21 protein-coding genes are annotated in these 19,787 nt (G+C 61.2%); 11 read left to right on the top strand and 10 right to left on the bottom strand.

Annotation, left to right across the window (positions count from 1 at the left end):
- Window positions 1-113: 113 nt before the first annotated feature.
- On the bottom strand, window positions 114-887 hold the full coding sequence (locus tag V3587_RS09735; protein WP_283376662.1) for a VOC family protein: 774 nt from the start codon (window positions 885-887) through the stop codon (window positions 114-116).
- A gap of 143 nt (window positions 888-1,030) precedes the next feature.
- Complete coding sequence (locus tag V3587_RS09730; protein WP_283376663.1) at window positions 1,031-2,188, bottom strand: amidohydrolase; 1,158 nt, start codon at window positions 2,186-2,188, stop codon at window positions 1,031-1,033.
- A gap of 70 nt (window positions 2,189-2,258) precedes the next feature.
- On the opposite strand from V3587_RS09730, the gene V3587_RS09725 reads away from it, so the two are divergent.
- On the top strand, window positions 2,259-3,263 hold the full coding sequence (locus V3587_RS09725; RefSeq protein WP_283376664.1) for an AsnC family transcriptional regulator: 1,005 nt from the start codon (window positions 2,259-2,261) through the stop codon (window positions 3,261-3,263).
- Here V3587_RS09725 and V3587_RS09720 read toward each other — a convergent pair.
- Window positions 3,253-4,197: an alpha/beta fold hydrolase gene (locus V3587_RS09720; protein WP_095971357.1), complete on the bottom strand. Its 945-nt coding sequence runs from the start codon at window positions 4,195-4,197 to the stop codon at window positions 3,253-3,255. The genes V3587_RS09725 and V3587_RS09720 overlap by 11 nt on opposite strands.
- Window positions 4,198-4,418: 221 nt before the next feature.
- On the opposite strand from V3587_RS09720, the gene V3587_RS09715 reads away from it, so the two are divergent.
- The gene (locus tag V3587_RS09715; RefSeq protein WP_185564881.1) at window positions 4,419-4,556 is read left to right on the top strand and encodes a hypothetical protein; all 138 of its coding nucleotides are present in this window, start codon (window positions 4,419-4,421) and stop codon (window positions 4,554-4,556) included.
- Here V3587_RS09715 and V3587_RS09710 read toward each other — a convergent pair.
- The gene (locus V3587_RS09710) at window positions 4,538-5,299 is read right to left on the bottom strand and encodes an SDR family NAD(P)-dependent oxidoreductase (RefSeq protein WP_283376665.1); all 762 of its coding nucleotides are present in this window, start codon (window positions 5,297-5,299) and stop codon (window positions 4,538-4,540) included. The two genes, V3587_RS09715 and V3587_RS09710, sit on opposite strands and share 19 nt — an antisense overlap.
- A 205-nt stretch (window positions 5,300-5,504) precedes the next feature.
- Here V3587_RS09710 and V3587_RS09705 point away from each other — a divergent pair, with 205 nt between their 5' ends.
- Window positions 5,505-5,633 (top strand): hypothetical protein, encoded by a 129-nt coding sequence (locus V3587_RS09705; RefSeq protein ID WP_003945944.1) that lies wholly within the window; start codon window positions 5,505-5,507, stop codon window positions 5,631-5,633.
- Between the two features lie 109 nt (window positions 5,634-5,742).
- On the opposite strand, the gene V3587_RS09700 is transcribed toward V3587_RS09705, so the two are convergent.
- Window positions 5,743-6,582, bottom strand: coding sequence for a glycosyltransferase family 92 protein (locus V3587_RS09700; protein ID WP_283376680.1), 840 nt, complete (start codon window positions 6,580-6,582; stop codon window positions 5,743-5,745).
- A gap of 113 nt (window positions 6,583-6,695) precedes the next feature.
- Here V3587_RS09700 and V3587_RS09695 point away from each other — a divergent pair, with 113 nt between their 5' ends.
- The 3 genes from V3587_RS09695 to V3587_RS09685 all read left to right on the top strand — a co-directional run bounded on the left by V3587_RS09695 (window position 6,696) and on the right by V3587_RS09685 (window position 10,504).
- Complete coding sequence (locus tag V3587_RS09695; protein WP_095971471.1) at window positions 6,696-7,931, top strand: cytochrome P450; 1,236 nt, start codon at window positions 6,696-6,698, stop codon at window positions 7,929-7,931.
- On the top strand, window positions 7,928-8,491 hold the full coding sequence (locus tag V3587_RS09690; RefSeq protein ID WP_283376666.1) for a TetR/AcrR family transcriptional regulator: 564 nt from the start codon (window positions 7,928-7,930) through the stop codon (window positions 8,489-8,491). The genes V3587_RS09695 and V3587_RS09690 overlap by 4 nt, the downstream gene beginning before the upstream one ends.
- Before the next feature lie 99 nt (window positions 8,492-8,590).
- Window positions 8,591-10,504: an alkyl/aryl-sulfatase gene (locus V3587_RS09685; RefSeq protein WP_124568717.1), complete on the top strand. Its 1,914-nt coding sequence runs from the start codon at window positions 8,591-8,593 to the stop codon at window positions 10,502-10,504.
- A 43-nt stretch (window positions 10,505-10,547) separates the two neighbouring features.
- On the opposite strand, the gene V3587_RS09680 is transcribed toward V3587_RS09685, so the two are convergent.
- A complete protein-coding gene (locus tag V3587_RS09680) occupies window positions 10,548-11,660 on the bottom strand; it encodes an NDMA-dependent alcohol dehydrogenase (RefSeq protein ID WP_095971470.1) in 1,113 nt (370 codons plus the stop codon).
- A 163-nt stretch (window positions 11,661-11,823) separates the two neighbouring features.
- On the opposite strand from V3587_RS09680, the gene V3587_RS09675 reads away from it, so the two are divergent.
- Entirely contained in the window at window positions 11,824-12,783 is a 960-nt protein-coding gene (locus V3587_RS09675) for a helix-turn-helix domain-containing protein (RefSeq protein ID WP_235171422.1), read from the top strand.
- An 8-nt stretch (window positions 12,784-12,791) separates the two neighbouring features.
- On the opposite strand, the gene V3587_RS09670 is transcribed toward V3587_RS09675, so the two are convergent.
- The 3 genes from V3587_RS09670 to V3587_RS09660 are packed head-to-tail and all read right to left on the bottom strand — an operon-like array spanning window position 12,792 to window position 15,399.
- Window positions 12,792-13,412, bottom strand: coding sequence for an L-threonylcarbamoyladenylate synthase (locus V3587_RS09670; protein ID WP_003945756.1), 621 nt, complete (start codon window positions 13,410-13,412; stop codon window positions 12,792-12,794).
- A 26-nt stretch (window positions 13,413-13,438) separates the two neighbouring features.
- Window positions 13,439-13,864 carry a MerR family transcriptional regulator gene (locus V3587_RS09665; RefSeq protein ID WP_283376667.1) on the bottom strand — a complete coding sequence of 142 codons (426 nt, stop codon included), beginning with the start codon at window positions 13,862-13,864 and terminating at the stop codon, window positions 13,439-13,441.
- Between the two features lie 35 nt (window positions 13,865-13,899).
- Complete coding sequence (locus V3587_RS09660; RefSeq protein ID WP_283376681.1) at window positions 13,900-15,399, bottom strand: SulP family inorganic anion transporter; 1,500 nt, start codon at window positions 15,397-15,399, stop codon at window positions 13,900-13,902.
- 297 nt (window positions 15,400-15,696) lie between these two features.
- Between V3587_RS09660 and V3587_RS09655 the strand changes: the two genes are divergently transcribed.
- The 4 genes from V3587_RS09655 (at window position 15,697) to V3587_RS09640 (ending at window position 19,256) form a co-directional block, all read left to right on the top strand.
- Window positions 15,697-16,911, top strand: a complete 1,215-nt coding sequence (locus tag V3587_RS09655) for an Ig-like domain-containing protein (RefSeq protein ID WP_283376668.1) — start codon at window positions 15,697-15,699, stop codon at window positions 16,909-16,911.
- 55 nt (window positions 16,912-16,966) lie between these two features.
- Window positions 16,967-18,085, top strand: coding sequence for an Ig-like domain-containing protein (locus V3587_RS09650; RefSeq protein WP_283376669.1), 1,119 nt, complete (start codon window positions 16,967-16,969; stop codon window positions 18,083-18,085).
- A 288-nt stretch (window positions 18,086-18,373) separates the two neighbouring features.
- Window positions 18,374-18,742: a hypothetical protein gene (locus V3587_RS09645; protein WP_234036660.1), complete on the top strand. Its 369-nt coding sequence runs from the start codon at window positions 18,374-18,376 to the stop codon at window positions 18,740-18,742.
- 343 nt (window positions 18,743-19,085) lie between these two features.
- Entirely contained in the window at window positions 19,086-19,256 is a 171-nt protein-coding gene (locus V3587_RS09640) for a hypothetical protein (protein ID WP_166811684.1), read from the top strand.
- 27 nt (window positions 19,257-19,283) lie between these two features.
- Here the strand turns inward: V3587_RS09640 and V3587_RS09635 are convergent.
- The coding region (locus V3587_RS09635; RefSeq protein ID WP_317829744.1) for an HNH endonuclease family protein at window positions 19,284-19,787 on the bottom strand (504 nt) is incomplete at its 5' end.

The raw sequence follows: 19,787 nt of genomic DNA, 5'->3' as shown, positions 1-19,787 counted from the left end.
AGAGAAAACTGCATACCTTCTGGGCGAGTGTTCAAATCTGTGCGGTCAGATCCGGACATTCCAGATGATCGGCGCGCAGAGACCGCGGACCGGGGCGGCCTCTGCGCGGAGATTCATTCCATGATCGTGGAGATCTGGAACTTGGCACCGAGTGGATCGGCAACCGACGCGAGACGGCCGAAGGGCGTGTCCTCGGGATCACGCAATACGCTGCCGCCGAATTCGACGACCTTGGCGACGGCAGCATCGGTGTCGTCCGCCCCGAAGTACACCTGCCAGAACGACGGGACTTCTGCCGGGAGGAATGAGCTGGCATCCATCAGACCGGCGACGACGGTGTCGCCCTGCTTGGCTTGTGAATACCGGAACTCGTCGCTGTCGCCGATGGACTCGTAAGTCCAGCCGAACACGTCGGTGTAGAACGGCAGGACCGCGGCGTAGTTCTTGGACAAGGTCTCGTGCCAGACCGGCGCTCCGGCCTCGCCCACCAGACCGAAGCCATTGTGCTGATCTGCCTGCCAGATACCGACGACGGCACCGGCCGGATCGCCCACGATCGCCATGCTGCCCTGGGGGCCGACCTGCATCGACGGCATCATGATCCTTCCGCCGGCAGCTTCGGCTTTGGACGCCGACGCCGCCGCATCAGTAGAGGAGATGTAGGTGGTCCAGACGTTGCCGTACGGGTTTCCCTCCTGCTGGGGTCCGAGCCCGGCGATGGGCTGCCCGTCTTTGCTGAAGATCGCGTAACCGCCGTACTGCGGGTCGTCGTTGGAGTCGGCCTGCCAACCGAACACGTTGGTGTAGAAGGATTTGGCAATCTCGGTGTCGGAACTGGTGAGGTCGATCCAACAGGGTGTTCCGTCGAGCGCTGTGCGTGCGGGCATCTGAAACTCTCCTTAACCGAAACGGATACACAAGCAAGGGACGCGGAAATGCTTGGCCGAGGAAGGCACGAATCTCACGCTACGCGTGTACCCCGACACATTCCCAGGGCTCGAGAGCTTTGGAGTATGTGACCGTTTCGCGTTCACCTGTGGTTCAGCAACCGTGCGCGGAGCGCGGGATCGCTCGCGCAGTCGATTGCAGTCCACGCGAGCGCGAGGGCGCCGTCCAGCACTGCCTTGTCTCCGGTTTCCGCGCGGCAGTAGGGGGTGAACTCTGCCTGATGGTTGCTTGCGCCGTTGCATTCGATCCCGATGATCGGGTGGATCGTCGGAATACGATGCGAGACGTTGCCCATGTCGGTGGATCCCGCTGCGGGACCGTCGTACTCGAAGAAAACGCGTCCGAGTGCTTCGCTGTTCCTCTGGTAGAGCGCGCTCATGTCCGCGTCCCACCGGGATTCGCCGTACGCCGGTGAAGGTTCCGTGATGGTCACTTCGCAGCCGGTTGCGGTCGCTCCGGCGGTGAAGCAGCGTTCCACCTTGGGCTTGACGGCGACTACGCCGTCGAGTGTGTCGGCTCGAACCGCGTAGGCCCCGTGTGAACTGCCCGGGATGACGTTGGGTGCTACGCCCGCGTCGCTGACATATCCGTGTACCTGCACGTCCTTCGGAAGATGTTGCCGCAGTAGGCCGATCCCGACCTGGGCGACCGTGAACGCGTCGGCGGCGTTGACGGCGCCCACTGCGAACGACGCGTGAGCGGAGATCCCGGTGTAGGTGACGTCCAGGTGGGAGATGGCAAGCATGTTCGGTGCTCGCAGATCTGCGGCACCGGGGTGAACCATCATCGCGCAGTGCAGGAAATCGAAAGTTCCATGCTCGAGCATCACTACTTTTCCGCCGCCGCCCTCTTCGGCCGGGGTTCCGAATACTGCCACGGTGATGCCCAGTTCATCAGCCAGAGGCGCGAGCAACAATCCCGCGGCCACCGCGGACGATGCGATGATGTTGTGCCCACAGGCATGCCCGATGCCCGGCAAGGCGTCGTACTCGGCGAAGAGTCCGATCACCAGCTCACCGCTTCCGTAGGTGGAGGACACTGCCGTCGGCAGTCCGGCCGGACCGCGTTCGACGGTGAAACCGGCATCCTCGAGGATCGTTGCCACGGCCGCCGACGCGTTGTACTCGGCGAAGGCAAGCTCGGGATCGTCGTGAATCACGTGGCTGAGGCCCAGCGCCGCGTCTGTGATGGTGTCGAGGTGCTTGGCTGCACGCTCTTTGAGAGGTGTGCTCGTCGTCATTTTTCGAGACTGCGGCGGCACTGGGAATTGCAGCCTCGTTTGCAGGATCAGTCAACTATCGTGCTATCTCATGCACGATTTGACGCTCTTGGACGAAATTGATCTGCGAATCATTCATGCCATGCAGGTTCAACCTCGGGCACCGTGGGCGTTGATCGGGTCGGTGGTCGGCATAGACCCTGTGACGGCAGCGAGGCGATGGACTGCACTGACCGAATCGGGCACAGCGTGGATAGCGGCTTATCCGGCGGCCGATCCCAGCTCGGTACTTGCGTTCGTCGAACTTCGGTGTGAACCGGGGCGGCTATCCGCGATCGTCTCGGAGGTGATCACCCACGCACACGTCCTGAGCGTCAACGTGCATTCGGGCAGATGCAACGTGATGCTGGAAGCTCTCTTCGTCGGTCACGATTCGCTGGCCCACTACGTGCTCGACGACCTCCACTCTCTGGCCGGCATCACAGACGTCATCGTCCTGCCTGTGACACGCGTTTTCACCGAGGGGAGTCGGTGGCGTCTCGGCGCTCTCGAACCCGACGGAGTACGACGTTTGCGTGAATCCGGGATCACGCCACCGCAATTGGGACGCCGGTACACACTCGAAGCGAGCACCGCCGAAGTCGTCGACGTCTTGAGTGCGCAGCCTCGTATTTCCATCACCGAGTTGGCCGCTGCCTTGGGAATCAGCGCGACATCCGCTCGTCGACGCCTGAATACCGCGCTGTCGCATCACACTCTTCTGCGTTGCGAGGTCGCACGATTCGCGAGTGGTCGGCCGGTTCATGCCCTCTACTTCGCGCGTAGTTCCGTCGCGGAGAACTCCGCCCGCATACTTCGAAATCTCTCGGACATCAGATTGGTGGCGACCGTGGCCGGGCCGGCCAACGTCATCTTCGCCGGATGGTTCCCGACGCTGTCGAGTGCCGCCGCGGTGGAAGCAGACATCGCAGCACGTACGCCGTCATTGGAGATAGTCGATCGCCGAATCGTCCTCGATACGCCGAAGTTGATGGGGCACTTGCTCGATCGGCAAGGCCGTTCAACGGGCGTGGTGCCGGTACGGGTCAGCTCGTGATCAGCCCCGTGCGATCGAGCCACGCAAGCGCATGACGGGTGAACTCGTCCGGAATCTCCAACTGTGGGGTGTGGCCGGTGTCGCCGAGAATGATGGTGGTCCAGTGCGGATGTGCGGTAGCAGCTGCCCGTGCAGCCTCGACCGGGACCAACCGATCGCGATCGCCGTGCATCAGGAGCGTCGGAGTCGTGATCTCTCGCAGGGTCTTTCGATACGAAGCCGGACGGGCGAGAGTCATCAACAATGACCGTGCTGCCTGGAGGAATTCCGCATCCTGGGTGGGTTCGTTGCGGCGAATCGCCGTCAAGGCGGCGCCCGCGTCGAGGACTGCGGGATCGGCTCGCGTCGGATCGGCAAAACACAATCTGGTCATCTGAGCGGCCAACTGCCGGTCTGACATCTTCCGACGTCCGAAGCCGAGAACCTGCTCTCCGACGTACGGCATCGAGTAGAGCGCGAATTGTGCGGCGACGGTCAGGTCGGGAAGTTGGACGGGCAGGGGGAGTGCCGGATCTACCAGGACCAGACCGGCGACCGATTCGGGACTGGCATGAGTCGACATTGCCGAGACCATTCCGCCCATGGAATTGCCGAACAGGACGGCGGGTTCACCGACCACTGTGTCGAGAAATCGATTCAGGAGTGCAGCGTTGGCGTCGACGCCGGTGTGCCGCCCCCGGGCAGAGGTGAGTCCGAATCCGGCGAGGTCCAGTGCGTACACGCGCGTGCGCGCCGCCAGCGCCGGTGCCACCCGCACCCAGTTCAGGTGCGAGCCGCCAAGCCCGTGGACGAGCACGATGGGCGGCGCTCCGCTGGGGCCACCGAAGTCGATCCAGTGAACATCTCCACCGAGATCGGTGATGTTGCTCGTCCCGCCCCACGGGTGCGTGAGGGTGCTACCGGTGGCGAGTTGGGTCGAAACAGCGGATTCCATACCTGTCAGGATGCACCGAGGCGCGGTTCCAGTCACGCTCTCGTCGCAGTTCGAGATTCGAAACTGTGCGCTCGATCACGGAATTTCGCGAAGTTCGCAAAACGGTCGAAACGGAATTCGACTGATGTCAAACACTTTTCGCGGAAGGTTTGCGATTTTTCAAGGGACCCGTGGCATGCCCGGCCGACGACCGTTCGGGCATACTGAAAACCATGTGGTGGATGGTCGGGCTCATAGTGCTGACCGCGTTGGTTTTGGCATCCGTTCTGGTCGGTTTCGTTTTCGGCCGCCCGATCGCCGAAGACAAGTCGGCGGTGCTTGCCTTCGACGACGACACATCTCAGCCCCAGCGCGACTGACCGCCGTCGAGCGGAATTGTTGCTCCCGTCAGATACGCGGCATCCGGGCCGACCAGGAAAGCCACCGCGGTGCCGATGTCCGTCTCGCAGTCCCCGATCCTGCGGAGCGGAATCCCGGCAACAAAAGCGGCAGCCTCTTCCGGACGTGCATCTGCCCAACGCTGTAACCCCGGTGACGATGCGTGTGGAGCGACCGCGTTGACGCGGATCCCGTCGACGCCCCATTCGCACGCTGCCGCGCGACTGAGGGCTCGGACGGACTCCTTCACCGCCGCGTATCCGCCGTAGCCGGCAGCATCCCAGCGGACGGCCACGGAACTGACCATGTTGATGATCGCCCCGCCGCCGCGCTCCTTCATGAACGGGTAGCAGGCTTGCATTGTTCGCAGCGTCGCGACTGGACCGGAAGTCAATCCGTCGGCAAGGAGCTCCGGAGTGATGTCGAGGATGTTGCCGAGTGGGTTGAGGCTGGCGTTGTTGATCAGGATGTCGACGCCGCCGAACAGTTCCACCGTCCGCGCCACGGCAGCAGTGATGGAATCTGCGTCGGCGATGTCCATGAGCACCGACTCAGCACGACCGCCGCGTTCGGTGATCTCGTTACATGTGACGACGAGTTTCGACTCGGTGCGACCCGCGACCGCGATGTGAGCGCCTTCCTTGGCGAGTGCCAACGCGACTCCCTGACCGACGCCTTGCCCTGCGCCGGTGATCAGGGCCACTTTTCCATCCAACTTGCCCACTGCTGTTCTCCTGCTCGTCATTTAGCGGTTGTCGAATAGTTGTCCGCTCCGTGCAATATTTGTCTCGGCGTCCTGCTGGGCGAGATGTGATCTACATCCCACTTAGTGGTACGACTTTTAAAATCGGGTGTCTTACAGATAATGTGAGCGCCGTTACACACCTGGCGCGAGGCACGCGCACACATTCCATGATGAGGAGATAGACATGGGTTCCACAGCAGACGACCTCAAGGCTTGGGAAGCAATCGGCAAGGGCATCGGCGGAGTTGCCGGTCTCTTCGCTGGTGTTATCGCAATCATTTCTGCAGTCACCGCTGCACAGTCGCTTTCCTGATCCGTTTTTCGGATAGGTAGCACTCCGGCCCGCGACCCGAAGGCATAGCCTTCGTGGACGCGGGCCGGAGGTTTATCCGAACACGAATACCTGTGCCTTGCAGGCACATTCATTTTTGTGATACGTCGATTGTTGCCGGAACATCCACGCCTTCTTCGTGGACCTGAGGCCCGAAGTTCGGCGCCAGCGTGAAGTCGAGTGTCGCTTCCGAGCCGCGATAGTGGCGGAAGTAGTAGAGCGATCTGTCCGGCCGCACGAAGGTGTCGGGTTCGGTTGTCTTCCAGGCCCAGTGGACGTCCGCTCGCAGAATCTCCGACAATCTCACGATGTTCTTGCAGCCGTGGCTTTGCAGGCCAAGGCATTTCAATGTCTCGACGTCTCGCAGTTGCCCGTCGCGCGTCCACCTGGATTCGTAGACCAGGGCATCGAGAACGACGCGGTGCGAACCCGCCCGAGTAACGCCGCCAAGTAGAACCTCCCAGTTCAATCCTGGTGCGTGCTCGAGGTATTCGTCGGCGTCGATGAATGCTGCCCACTCGACAGTGTCGCGGTATCGACCTACGTAGTCGACGTAGGCCTCTACCTGCCCGTGCACGATCCGGCCGTCCGCGTCGCGCGGTTGCCAGTCGACGATCGTCACCGGAAGGTCGTGCAGTTCTTTGCGGAATGCGACCTGAACTTCGGTGTCCGACATCGATCGTGTGAAGGCGCCGTAGGAGTTGCCTCTTTTGTCCTCGCTGCGGCCGTGCCAGCGATTGAGACTGAATGCGCTTGTCTTGCGGGTGGACCCGACGGAACCGGTGTTGTCGTAGAGAACGACCTCCCAGCCCTGCTCGATGTGGTGCAGGCACCAGTCCCTGATGAAAGGGAGGTGCTCGCGGGGGAGTAGGACCGCAACCACGGCGCGGCGTCCGGTGTCAGAACTGTTCGGGTGGTTCTTCGGATCCATGATCACTCGACACACGATAGTGCTCTGCGTGGAAGTGGGTTACTCGATATTGATCGCAGAAATATTCATCGTCGAACGTTGACACATCTATCAATATGTCTCATAGTCGAGTCATGACAACCTCTGTGTCACATTCGCCACGGTTCGTTCCTTCCACCGGGGAGTCCTGGCGTTCACCGTGGGCCATGTACGACGCATTGCGCGAGAACGACCCGGTGCACAACGTGGTGCCGGAAGCCTCGCCGCAGGACGACTACTGGGTGCTCACCCGTCACGAAGACGTCTACAACGCCGCTCGTGATTACGAGACGTACTCGTCGGCAAAGGGATTGACCACTGTCTACGGTGAGCTCGAGCAGATCGGGATGCAGGACAATCCGCCGTTCGTGATGCAGGATCCGCCCGTGCAGTCGGAGTTCCGGCGCATGGTGTCGAAGGGCTTCACGCCGCGTCAGGTCTCGGCGGTCGAGCCGATGGTCCGCGACTTTGTCGTCGAACGTATCGAGGCGTTGAAAGCGCGAGGCAGCGGCGATATCGTCGTCGAGCTCTTCAAGCCGTTGCCGTCGATGGTTGTCGCGCACTATCTGGGCGTGCCGGAAGCGGACCGGGATCAGTTCGACGGCTGGACCGAGGCCATTGTTGCTGCCAACTCGGCCGGTGGTGTGGCCGCAGCAGCGACGACGGCGCAGGCCGCCACCGGCGAGTTGATGATGTACTTCGCTTCGCTGATCGAACGCCGCAAGGTTGAACCGGGCGACGACACGATTTCCCATCTACTCGCCGCTGGGCTCGGTGAAGACGGCGACATGTCCGGCCTGTTGTCGATTCTCGGCTTCGCCTTCACCATGGTGGCCGGGGGAAACGACACGACAACAGGAATGTTGGGCGGATCGGTGGCTATGTTGACCGAGCGGCTCGACCAGCGTCAGATCCTGCTGGATGATCCTGCATTGATTACCGACGCGGTCGAAGAACTGCTTCGACTCACCTCGCCTGTCCAAGGTTTGGCGCGAACGACGACGCGAGATGTGGCCTTGGGTGGCAAAGTGATTCCGGCGGGACGTAAAGTTCTGCTCATGTACGGTGCGGCCAATCGTGATCCTGACAAGTACGGACCTGACGCGGCGGAGTTGAACGTCGTGCGTCGACCGCAGAAAATTCTCACGTTCAGTCATGGCGCCCACCATTGTCTGGGAGCATCGGCAGCTCGAATGCAGGCACGAGTTGCGTTGGAAGAGTTGCTTTCCCGGATCCCCGACTTCCATGTCGACATCGACGCGATGCAGTACGCGCCGGGCAACTACGTGCGCCGTCCCCTCACGGCTCCGATGTCGGTGACTCGGCCGTGAGCAACGACTGGCTCGGTGAGGGTCGCGCCTTGGCGGCCGCCGAGAAGATCCTCGACAGCGCGGCACAATTGTTCGTCGAGAAAGGCGTCAACGCTGTCGGTATGGCGGAGATAGCCTCTGCTGCAGGATGTTCCCGGGCCACCCTGTATCGGTATTTCGAGAATCGCCAGGCTCTTCACATCGCGTTCGTTCACCGCGAAGCGCGCAGGTTGGGAACTGCGATCGCGGAATCGGTGGCGACCATCGATGATCCGAGCGAACGTCTCGAAACGGCGATGCTCACTGCAGTATCCGCGGTGCGCAACACTCCGACGCTGGCTGCATGGTTCACCCCGGGCGATGCGAGTCTTGCCGGTGAACTTGCCAATTCATCCGACGTCATCAACGGACTGGGCGTCGCGATGCTCGGTGAAATCGGCGCAGACACAGCGTCGCGGGCACGCTGGATCGTGCGAGTAATCCTCTCGCTGCTCATGGTGCCGGGGGCGGACGCGAACGACGAGCGGACGTTGGTCCGTGAGTTCGTCGCTGCGTTGTTGATCGCTGGGCGGACCACCTGATCATCCCTTCCGGGTGATGCGCGAGACCTGCGTGGGGATCGAGGATGAACCGGTATCCCGACACAGGTCACCGCGAGTTCCCGAGGAGCGTAAGAGAAGATGACTACACCGTCCGAACTCGACCCCAAGCCCGCAACCGAAGCGACTCGCCTGGCAAATGCCCAGGTTCTCCGTGACCTCCCATTCGACGACACTTTCGACTTCGAGTTGATTTCACGGGGTCTGGTGGCGCCGCTCATCGACGGTGGGTTGGTCAAGGGCGACAAAGGGCAGTTCATCTTCTCGTACGACGCTTACGGATTCGCCGACGGCGACGCTCCGGACACCGTCAACCCGAGTCTGTGGCGCCAAGCCACCTTGATGGGAAAGGGCGGCGGTCTCTTCAAGCTCGCCGATCGTCTGTACCAGGTGATCGGACAGGACTTGTCGAACACCACGATCATCGAGGGTGATACCGGGTTGATCATCGGTGACACCCTGATGTCCGCGGAAACAGCCGCTCTTGCGTTGGAGTTGTACTACCAGCACCGCCCCAAGGTCCCGGTCAAGGCAATCATCTTCACGCACTCCCACGGCGATCACTTCGGCGGAGTCAAAGGATTTGTCACCGACGAAGAGATCGAGTCCGGTGCCGTAAAAGTTTATGCACCGGACAGTTTCACCGAGGAAGCGATTTCCGAGAACGTACTTGCCGGCACGGCGATGACCCGTCGCGGAATGTACATGTACGGATCGTTCCTGCGCCCGGGTCCACAGGGGCAGGTATCCGGTGGTCTGGGATTGTCCACCTCGCACGGCACGTCGACGTTCGCCGTGCCGACCGACATCATTACCGAACCGGTACACGAAGAAGTGATCGACGGCGTGCGAGTGACCTTCATGCTTGCTCCGGGAACCGAAGCTCCGTCCGAAATGCTGTTCTACCTGCCTGATTTCAAAGCGCTCGGTTCGGCTGAGGACGTCACGCACACGATGCACAATCTGTACACGTTGCGAGGCGCCAAGACTCGCGATGCCAAGGCCTGGTCGCACTACGTCCGCCTGGCGATGGAGCTGTTCCCCGACGTCGAAATCATTTTCGCGCAGCATCATTGGCCTACGTGGGGCAACGACAAGATATTGAAGCTCATGTCGGATCAGGCAGACCTGTACAAGTATCTCCACGACCAGACGTTGCGCCTTGCCAACAAGGGGCTGACACCGGTAGAGATTGCCGACCAGATCGAGGTTCCCGACGCCATCGGAAAGCAGTGGTACAACCGCGGGTACTACGGCTCGCTCAGTCACAACGTCAAAGCGATCTACACCTTCTATCTCGGTTGGTTCGACGGCGTTCCCGCTCACCTGAATCCTCATCCGCCGGTGGAGAACGGCAAACGCTACGTCGAAGCAGTCGGCGGGCCGGATGCACTTCTGACCAAGGGTAAGCAGGCGTTCGACGACGGCGACTACCGCTGGGCAGCGGAGCTGGTGAACCATCTGGTGTTCGCCGATCCGAGTAACCAGAACGCGCGAGAGTTGTTGGCGGACACGTACGAACAACTCGGCTACCAAGCCGAGAACGGTACGTGGCGCAACTTCTACCTGGTCGGAGCGATGGAACTGCGGCATCCGCTGGCGCCGATGCCGTCCAACAACCCCACCGGCCCGGCCGTTGTCGCGGTGATGCCACTCGAGCAGATGCTGGACTTCTGGGCAGTTCGCCTCGACGGTCCCAAAGCTGCCGACGTCGACCTGTCGTTGCGATTCGTGTTGTCGGACACTGCGGACAACGTCCTGGTCACAGTGCGCAACGGCGTGCTGAACTACGACACGGACAAGGCAGATGCTTCGGCCGCCCTGACTCTGACCTTGACCCGTGCCGTGTTCAACGAGGTGTATCTCGGAACGACCTCGCTCACCGAATCCATCAAGGCCGGAACGGCAAAAGCTGTGGGAGATCAGTCTGAACTGGAGACGTTCATCTCGCTGCTGGAGGACTTCGATCTGTGGTTCGATATCGTCACGCCGTGACAGGTGTGCAGAGTCACGCCGTGACAGGTGCGCCGATCGATGATCAGTGTTCGTGAATGATGACTCCGCGCATGATCTTTCCCGACTTCATGTCGTCGTAGCCCTGGTTGATGTCTTCGAGGCGGTACTCGGTGGTGACCATCTCGTCGAGCTTCAAGAGGCCGGCTTCGTAGAGGTTGAGTAGGCGGGGGATGTCGGCGCGAGGATTACATTCGCCGAACAGGCTTCCGCGGAGCTGTTTTTGGAACAGGGTCATTTCGGCGAGGTGCAACTGTGTGTCAGTGGCACCCATCGGTGAGACCGCTGTCAGAACTACGCGGCCACCCTTGCGGATCAGCCCGACCATCGGCTGGATCATGTCGCCGCTCGCCACCCCGACGGTCAGGATCGCGACGTCAGCCATGACGCCCCAGGTCAATTCGTTGACCAGCGTCATGGCTTCGTCGATCGACGAAGCAAAGTGTGTCGCTCCGAGAGTTTCGGCCATGGCCTTCTTGTCCGGCGAGATGTCGACTGCCACGATGTGCCTCGCGCCCGCGATCTTCGCCCCCTGGATGGCACTTCCGCCGATCCCGCCGATTCCGACGACGACCACGGAGTCGCCGGGCGAGACCTCTCCGGTATTGACGGCAGATCCCCAACCGGTGGTGACTCCGCAGCCGACGAGGCAGGCCTTCTCCAGGGGAATCCATTTGTTGATCTTCACCACCGACGCTTCCGGTACAACCGTGTAGTTGCCGAAAGTGCCCAGAAGCGAGAAGGTTCCGACATCGTGCCCGCGTGCTGCCGCGCGATATGTTCCGTCGACCTGCGCGCCGGCCATCAGAATGGCGCCGAGGTCGCAGAGGTTGCTCTGCCCGACTGCACACCAACGGCAGCGTCCACACGAGGGAATGAACGAGAGGACGACGTGATCGCCTACCTCGACGTCTCGCACGCCGGGGCCGACTTTCTCGACTATGCCCGCGCCTTCGTGGCCACCGATCACGGGGAGTGGCACTGCCAGATCACCGGTCACAGCATGATCGTCGGAGTGGCACATGCCGCTGGCAACCACTTTGATCAGGACTTCTCGTTCTTTCGGATCTGCGAGCTCGATCTCCTCGACACTCCACGGTGTGTTGTGATCCCACAGCACTGCGGCCTTCGCCTTCATCGACATTCCCTTCGAGCGTGCTTCGCGGCGCAGGGTCTTCTCGTCTGCTCCTGGACACATGCTGTCTCCCGTCGAGGGCCTCGGTCATGCATCTGCGCGCCATGGTCTGGTGTTTTCGCGCCGTGTCACCGACCCTTGAAGTGAATATGCGATAACCTGAGGTATGGTCACCGTCGAGTCGGAACAGCAGGCTGCCGACGGCATTCCTTTCGGTGGGGGTGGCCACTGGTGGGAGTCCCGTCTGCGGGAGGAATTCATTCCCCTCGACGTGCAGGTATCCCGGTCGGATCTATGCGGGGGATTTACCGCATCGGTGGGGCGACGCTCGCTGGACGACTTCGGTCTCGTCGACCTCAGTTGTGATCCGTGCTCAGGAAAGCGAACAGCAACTCAGGTATCCGACGCCAGGGAAGACTGGGTGGTGCTGATCGCAATCCGTTCAGGACGCGAAGCGCTGACACGGGCAGGCGAAACGATTCTCGTGGGCGCTGGTGACGTAGTTCTGTGGGATACGCGCAATGAGGCCGAGTTCGAGGTGCTGGAGGCGATTCGTTCGATCAATTTGCTGATTCCTCGCCCAGCTCTGGCAGAGGTCTCCGGTCGAGCGTGGCCGGCTTTCGGCGGCGCACTGAATCGGGACTCACCGTCGGTACGGTTGTTGGTTTCCTATCTGTCGATGCTGGACGATTCGTTGGCCGAACTTCCTGAATCTGCGATATCAGCGGCAAGAAATGCCACCCTCGAACTGTTCGACGGGGCGGTGAGCCAAACCATCGGAACCGGCGACGCTGTCGGTTCCGTCGCGCTGCGCTTGTCGATCGATGCCTGGATCGACGGGCACCTGAGTGATCCGTCGTTGTCGTTGACCGCTGTTGCTGCCGCCCACGCGGTCTCGGCCCGGACGGTCCAGCGAGTCTTCGGCCGAACTGGCGAGACGTTCAACGGGACGGTACGGGCGCGGCGCTTGGCCAGGGCGCGTGAGGAATTGCGCCGAACGAACGGCTCGATCACCTCGATCGCAACCCGATGGTGTTTCTCCGACGCGAGCCACTTCTCGCGACTGTTCAAAGAACGGTTCGGGACTTCTCCGGCAGCCTTCCGCTCTCGGAAAATGCAGAGCTGACGTCGCGGCTACTCGAAACGGGAAGGATCTCCCGCGCCGACGCGCACGATCTCGGGAACACCGGACGAATAGTCGACAACCGTGGTCGGTTCGGTACCGCAGTCACCCGAGTCGATGACGGCGTCGAGTTGGTGGTCGAGTTCTTCCTTGATCTGCCAGCCGTCCGTCATCGGTTCCTCGGCTCCGGGTAGCAGAAGAGTGCTGGAGAGTATCGGTTCACCCAACTCCTGCAGAAGTGCACGCACCACCGGGTGGCTGGGAATGCGCACCCCGACGGTCTTCTTCTTGGCATGTGCCAGCCGTCGCGGAACTTCCTTCGTGGCGGGAAGGATGAACGTGTATTGCCCCGGGGTAGCCGCTTTCACCGCGCGGAACGCCGAGTTGGTGACGTGGACGAAGTGCCCCAGCTGCGCGAAGTCGGCACAGACCAGCGTGAAGTGGTGATCCGACCGCAGGTGACGGATCTCGCGGATCCGATCGGTGCCCGAGTGATTGTCCATTCGGGCGCCGAGGGCGTAGCAGGAATCAGTGGGATAGGCGATGACCGCGTCGTTGCGCAGCATTTCGACGATCTGGCTGATCGCGCGCGGCTGCGGGTTTTCGGGGTGAACGTCGAAGTATCGGGCCATCAACCCAGCTTAGTTCAGACCGCAGTTCACGAACGCCGTTCACCGTTCAGGCTGTGGTCGGCGAGCAATCCCGTCAGCTCTTCGGCGTAGGCGAGTTGCTTGCGTAAATGTATGCAGCTTTCTTCCGCTCGACTATGGCAGGCGGTGACGAATTCGGTTGCGGCGGTTCGTGTTGGCGCGTCCGAAGCTGCGTCGCCGAGCACGGCCAGAGAATCGAGAAGTTGTCTCATTTCTTCGAGACTGAATCCGAGCGGCTTCATTCGTCGGATTACCAGTAGCCGTTGGACATCGGCCTCGGTGTAGAGGCGGAATCCTCCGGCGCTCCGCTCCGACGGAGTGACCAGACCGACGTCGTCGTAATGACGGATCGTCTTGATCGACAGTTCGGTGCGTTCGGCAACCTGGCCGATCTGCATGTTCTGCTCCTGGCCCGCGGGTTCCGCCTCAGACATCACTCCCACTTTCGTCGCGCTGGGCTTCCATCCTCTCAGTGACCGTCACCCAAGCAGCCGGACAGGCGCAGATGGCGCTCGGCCGAGGCGCCGTCGAGGCCCACGATCTCGACATTCTTGCCTCTGGTCGCGTACTTGGTGGTGATGGCGTCCAGAGTTGCCACAGTCGACGCGTCCCAGATATGAGACTCGGACAAATCGATGACAACGTTCTTCGGGTCGCCGGCATAGTCGAACTGGTAGATCAGATCGTTGCTCGACGCGAAGAAAAGCTCGCCTCGAACCGCATAGACGCGGGTGTCCGCGTCCGGGTGCGCGACGTCGATTACTTCGGTGAGGTGCGCGACGCGGCGCGCGAAGATCACCATCGCGGTGATCACTCCGACGATCACGCCGTAGGCGAGATTGTGGGTCGCGACGGTGACGGCCACGGTGACCAGCATGACCACTGTCTCACCGATCGGCATGCGGCGCAGGGTCTTCGGATTGATGCTGTGCCAATCGAAAGTGCCGACCGAGACCATGATCATGACGGCTACCAATGCGGCCATGGGAATCAATGCCACGACGTCACCCAGGCCGACCACGAGTATCAGCAGGAACACACCCGCCAGGAAGGTCGAGATCCGAGTGCGAGCGCCGGAGACCTTGACGTTGATCATGGTCTGGCCGATCATCGCGCACCCTCCCATGCCTCCGAAGAAACCGGTGACGATGTTGGCGACGCCTTGACCCCACCCTTCGCGGGTCTTGTTCGAGTGGGTATCGGTGACGTCGTCGACGAGTTTGGCCGTCATCAACGATTCGAGAAGGCCGACGAGCGCCATGGCCAATGCGTACGGAGCAATGATCGACAGTGTGTGTGTATTCAGAGGGACATCGGGAAACAGTAGCGTCGGCAGGCTCGACGGAAGTTCGCCCTCGTCGCCGACGTCGGGAACGTCGAAAGCGAAAACGACTGTGGCGGTGGTCAGTAGCACGATCGCCACCAGTGGAGCCGGGACGGCGTTCGTGAGTTTCGGCAGGAATACGAGGATCAGGAGGGCGACGGCCAGAAGTGGGTAGACGAGCCACGGAACATCGATCAGGTGGGGGAGTTGAGCGATGAAGATCAAGATTGCCAGTGCGTTGACGAATCCCACCATGACGCTGCGCGGAATGAAGCGCATCAACTTCGCGACTCCGAGGAGGCTCAACACGATCTGTAGAAGGCCGGCCAGGAGGACGGTCGCAATCAGATAGTCGATTCCGTATTCGCGAGTGAGTGGAGCGACGACCAGTGCGACTGCGCCCGTGGCCGCCGAGATCATGGCGGGTCGTCCGCCGACGAGGGCGATGGTCACTGCCATCGTGAATGACGCGAACAAGCCCACACGGGGGTCGACACCGGCGATGATCGAGAATGATATCGCCTCGGGAATCAGCGCCAGTGCAACGACAAGTCCGGCCAAGACTTCGGTTTTGAGACGGCGAGGTGACCGGAGAGCGGCACGTACCGAATTGTCGTTGGTGGATGAAGTGATGGTTACTGCCATGAGATTCCGTCCTGACGAGGTGCTCATACTCTACCCTCCTGTAAGGGTAGAGTATGAACGAAGGTGCGGCCGCGATGCGACACGTCATTGAATTCGACTACGCTACAAGGCCTTTCGAGCCGTATATATGCCCGGAATGGGAAACGCTCATGTTGGCGGTCAGCTGTGACGGCCGGTAACTCTTACCAATTGTTTACCTACTGTGTGGGTTTTGTTGATCGAAAACTGACTAATTCGGCCGGTGACTCCGTTACAGTTCGGCGGCAAACGTCAACCAGGTTGTTCCGAGAGGACATCATGTCAAAACGCTTACTGAACGCTGCGCTGCTCGCCGGTCTCCTTGCCTGCGGAACTGCGGTGGCCGTGATTCCGGCGACCGCGGCGCCCGTTGCAGAAACCACGTCGACAACCTTTCAGGTAACGTGCCGCGCAGTTCCGAGTGCGTTCTCCGGGCCGTCGTCAGACGGAAAGCCTGCCACGGTACGGGTTTCGGCCCCTTCGGTCGTGGCGCCAGGTCAAGTCTTCGACATCGACGTGGACCCGGGTAGCGTCCAGATCCCGAACGATGTGAGCGGCGCAAGTGTCAAGAAGATCTCGCGTCTGAAGATCGATCTGCCGATTCCGACCAACGCGGAGTTCGTCTCCGCGACAGTCACCGATCCGGGCAATGTCGTTGCCGGGAAACCCGCTTCGGTGATTCGTGTCAACGAAGACGGCACTCCCGCCCTCGACGGTCCGATACTCCGGTTGTCCGGCGCAAACGAAGCGATCGGCAACAGCCCGTCATCGTCGTCGGGTGCGCACGGCGGGCTTGCGATCAATGCTCAGTCCGGGGCCGAGACCAACATCGCTTTCCCGAAGATCAGAATCACCGTGAAGGCCGGGCCTTCCGGCGTTGTCGAAACCAACGTCCGGACTTCTGGTGCTGCAGGTACGTTCGGTGGACCGGAGTCGTTCTTGACCTTCCTCCCTCAGGTCAGTCACTGGCTCGCAGGAACCATCTGGGCGCCCACGTCCTGCTCACCTCGTGACAGTGAGACCGGCCCCCTCAACACCGGCGCCGGTGCATTGGCGTCTACGAGAATCGACGGGGATCTGGGACCTGTTGATCCAGGACCCGGAGCCGACATCGTGACCACGCTCGAAGGACCGACTACCGCCGCTACCGGCACCAAGGTGTCCTTTGCCGCTCACGTCGCGCCGGAAAACGCAACGGGAACAGTGCAGTTCATCGTCGACGGCAAGCCCGTCGGTGAGCCGCGACCGGTGGTTCGCGGAATTGCCCGCCTGGATCTGACCTTCAGTAAGGCTGGAACCAAGTCCGTCACTGCGGTGTTCACCGCCGCCGGCGCCGAGGCGACGTACACCTCGGCGGCGCACATTCTCACGGTGACCGGCGATACAACAGGTCCGGTCGATCCCAACCCGACCGATCCGGGCACCCCGGGTGGTTTCGGCAGCCTCGAGTCCGTTCTGCCTCAGTTGCCGACAGGTTCGCTCGGCGGCAAGTGATCACGGTCCTACTTCACCGCACCCTCGATGCCCGAGTTCTTCTGAAAGGCAACACATGAACCCCCGTACCCTGGCTGCCTGCGCAGTCGTACCAGCTCTCGCCGCCGGACTCCTCGCTGTGTTCGCGCCGGTGGCAGCGGCCTCAGATGCCGTGACGCGAACAGTTTCCGTCGAACACAAGTGCCGGGTCGACGGCTTCACCGATTGGGACTGGTCGTTCTCCGACAACCTGGAGGTCACGGCGCCCCGGTCCGTGCGTCCCGGCGAAAAGTTCACCGTGAAACTCCATCCGGGCGTCATGCGTAGTTCGGATTCGGACACCGGTCGTATCAAGTACGACATCGCGCTTCCTCAAGGCGCAGAACTGATTTCGTACTCACTCGTCGGTGATTCGTCGTCCAACTTGACCGGCGAAACGGCGGTGCTGCTCCGTGTCGGCGCAGATGGAAATGTGAACCCCGCCGGTGAGTATTTGCGAATTACCGGCACCGGCAACAAGACCGTCAACGACGGGCCGAGCGCGAGCGACAACAAGCCCAAGGAAGGGCTGCAGGTCAAGGCCAACACCGACTTCCGCCTGCCGGCAGTCGAATTGACACTCACGGCTCGGTTGGATGAGGGCAACGCGACGACGCACCTGCGCGCCGGGGCGGCGAGCCCGGTTATCAAGATCAAAGACACGAGCATGAGTTTCGGTGAGTCTCGGTGGACCAATGCAGCTGGGTATTGTGTTGCTTCCGGTGACGGACGTGGCGCCCTTTCCACTACCGAGGTCTTCTCGACCAACCAGACCGAAACGACGGTCGACGTTGCACTCGAGGCACTGACCGGCGAAGACGTCAAGATCGCGGCGAGTATCGACCCGAATCCGGGTGAGGGAACAGTCGAGTTCTTCGACGGTGAAACGAAGATCGGCAGCGCCGCAGTCGATTCGAATGGTCACGCAGAACTGGTCTGGCCGTTCCGCGACCAGGGTGAACATCGCATCACCGCAAAGTTTCTGGGTACCAAGAAGTTCAGCGCCTCGGAGTCCGTGGACAAGACCGTGACCGTCACCGTGCCTGGTGTCGTCGTCGTGGAGCCGGTGGATCCGACGGATCCGGAAACACCGGGCGGAACCGGAAGCCTCGGGGACATCTTCTCGAAGCTTCCGACAGGTTCACTCGGGGGCTGAGTCACTCAAACAGCAGGGGAGCGTCGACGTTTCGGCTCGAATACGGGTGTGTGATCGAATGCTGGAATGACAGGTTCGAATCATGCCGAGAGCCGCAACGCCGGCGTTCCCTGTTTTTCTCGAGGGGAGTCTCCGCCACGGAAACCGGGCCAGAACCACAAAAGGTAGCTCACCAAAACTTGTGTCCTTTTACTACCGTTAGTTGAAGAACTGCGCGAACCGCGGGTTCTTACATCAACAAGCCTTCGAACTCGCCGCTGCGGTTCAGGTATGAACAAGGTAGGGAAAATGCGCAAGGTTGGTTTGCTCGCGTCCGCTGCGGTAGTAGCTGTCAGTGTGGCAATGATCGGGACATCTACGGCCTCAGCAGCGCCGGGAAACATTCCCGGTCACGGGCTGTTCGACGTGCCGTGGGAGGTGTTGCCCGGGACCTACACGACCTCCGGACCTGAATCGGCTGACATGCCATGCATTTATGGCCGAGCAAAAGTTGACGGCGACGGTGAAGTGAATGTCCTCGAGTTCGAAAGCACCCTCGGACCGGCGACGGTCACGATTCTCTTGACGGATTCTCGCTTCACCACCGCATATTGCGCTGATTGGAAAAGAGTGTCGTCAATCGGATCATTGGATCTCGGATCACTTTTCGGGTCCTAGACGTCTCCGCTCCATGTCCGGGCGGCCTTATGGCTGTTCTCGCTATCTCGATAAACGCTCGGCTCGTGGATACGCTCGTTCGTCTCGAGTTTCCGACCACTCGTCGCATGAGTCCATGACCAGGGACTTCAGCCCTCGGTAATTACCTACCAATCGGTATATTCTGCGAAGGTACGGACTTCGTGAACCGATGTGAGTTGGCTCCGGGGGACGTGCCGGCCTCGCAGGACCGCCCGCAAAGTCAGCCCGGTGAGGCCACCGGAGTTCGCATATTTCGACAGATTGCCGCTGGGTCCGTCCGCTACGAGGGGAGCGGACGGACCTGACGGCAAGAGAGAGTGCCATGCCTGAACGTGGTCAAAGCAGAGTGGACGCGGGGATCATTGCGGTCGTCGCAGTCACCACCGGCGCGTTCGTCGCACTGACCGGTCACGGTCTGGTTGCAGCGCTGGCCACCGTGGTGGGCCTCGCGCTCGGAATGGCGATTGTGCGGTATCTGATCAAAGGTCGCTGATCAGAGTTCGCTGATCAAAGCAAGAGTTCAGCAGGTCGCGAGAATGTCTGCGATGGTGTCGTGTTCGGCTTGGGTGACCCACAAACCGTATGCGGCTTTCACTTCCACTTGAGCAGTCACGTACTGGCAGCGGTAGGCCTTGTTGGGTGGCAGCCACGACGCTGCGTCGGAATCCGACTTCTTCTGGTTGGTGGGTCCGTCGACAGCGCGTAGGTTTCGCGGGTCGTTCGCGAGATTTGTTCGCGTCTGGGTGTCCAGCTGCTGCGCGCCCTTCTGCCAGGCATCCGAGAGTGCGACTACATGGTCGATCTGCACTGCCGAAGACGTGTCCTGGCCGCGGGTGAAGGCGATGGTCTTGTTCGTGTACGGGTCACGGAGCGTACCGGTTTGGACCGAGCAGCTTTTGGAGCCGTCCTTGAATGTCAGGTCGGTGAGGTCGCGGCGAAGAATGTCATTGCGTGTTATCTCTAGCGCCGCATCAGGATGAAGGCACGGTAGGCACGGCGTGTCGGTCGCCCTGTCCCTCATGGT

The sequence above is a fragment of the Rhodococcus sp. IEGM 1306 genome (assembly GCF_036541985.1).
Taxonomy (GTDB): domain Bacteria; phylum Actinomycetota; class Actinomycetes; order Mycobacteriales; family Mycobacteriaceae; genus Rhodococcus_F; species Rhodococcus_F qingshengii.
The sequence above is the reverse complement of the archived record's forward strand: the minus strand, read 5'-3'. Positions and strand labels throughout refer to the sequence as shown.

Coding starts and splice junctions, on each gene's coding strand:
- V3587_RS09735 (WP_283376662.1), bottom strand. CDS start 887: ATGCCCGCACGCACAGCGCTCGACGGAACACCCTGTTGGATCGACCTC.
- V3587_RS09730 (WP_283376663.1), bottom strand. CDS start 2,188: ATGACGACGAGCACACCTCTCAAAGAGCGTGCAGCCAAGCACCTCGAC.
- V3587_RS09725 (WP_283376664.1), top strand. CDS start 2,259: ATGCACGATTTGACGCTCTTGGACGAAATTGATCTGCGAATCATTCAT.
- V3587_RS09720 (WP_095971357.1), bottom strand. CDS start 4,197: ATGGAATCCGCTGTTTCGACCCAACTCGCCACCGGTAGCACCCTCACG.
- V3587_RS09715 (WP_185564881.1), top strand. CDS start 4,419: ATGGTCGGGCTCATAGTGCTGACCGCGTTGGTTTTGGCATCCGTTCTG.
- V3587_RS09705 (WP_003945944.1), top strand. CDS start 5,505: ATGGGTTCCACAGCAGACGACCTCAAGGCTTGGGAAGCAATCGGCAAG.
- V3587_RS09700 (WP_283376680.1), bottom strand. CDS start 6,582: ATGGATCCGAAGAACCACCCGAACAGTTCTGACACCGGACGCCGCGCC.
- V3587_RS09695 (WP_095971471.1), top strand. CDS start 6,696: ATGACAACCTCTGTGTCACATTCGCCACGGTTCGTTCCTTCCACCGGG.
- V3587_RS09685 (WP_124568717.1), top strand. CDS start 8,591: ATGACTACACCGTCCGAACTCGACCCCAAGCCCGCAACCGAAGCGACT.
- V3587_RS09680 (WP_095971470.1), bottom strand. CDS start 11,660: ATGAAGGCGAAGGCCGCAGTGCTGTGGGATCACAACACACCGTGGAGT.
- V3587_RS09675 (WP_235171422.1), top strand. CDS start 11,824: ATGGTCACCGTCGAGTCGGAACAGCAGGCTGCCGACGGCATTCCTTTC.
- V3587_RS09670 (WP_003945756.1), bottom strand. CDS start 13,412: ATGGCCCGATACTTCGACGTTCACCCCGAAAACCCGCAGCCGCGCGCG.
- V3587_RS09665 (WP_283376667.1), bottom strand. CDS start 13,864: ATGTCTGAGGCGGAACCCGCGGGCCAGGAGCAGAACATGCAGATCGGC.
- V3587_RS09660 (WP_283376681.1), bottom strand. CDS start 15,399: ATGGCAGTAACCATCACTTCATCCACCAACGACAATTCGGTACGTGCC.
- V3587_RS09655 (WP_283376668.1), top strand. CDS start 15,697: ATGTCAAAACGCTTACTGAACGCTGCGCTGCTCGCCGGTCTCCTTGCC.
- V3587_RS09650 (WP_283376669.1), top strand. CDS start 16,967: ATGAACCCCCGTACCCTGGCTGCCTGCGCAGTCGTACCAGCTCTCGCC.
- V3587_RS09645 (WP_234036660.1), top strand. CDS start 18,374: ATGCGCAAGGTTGGTTTGCTCGCGTCCGCTGCGGTAGTAGCTGTCAGT.
- V3587_RS09640 (WP_166811684.1), top strand. CDS start 19,086: ATGCCTGAACGTGGTCAAAGCAGAGTGGACGCGGGGATCATTGCGGTC.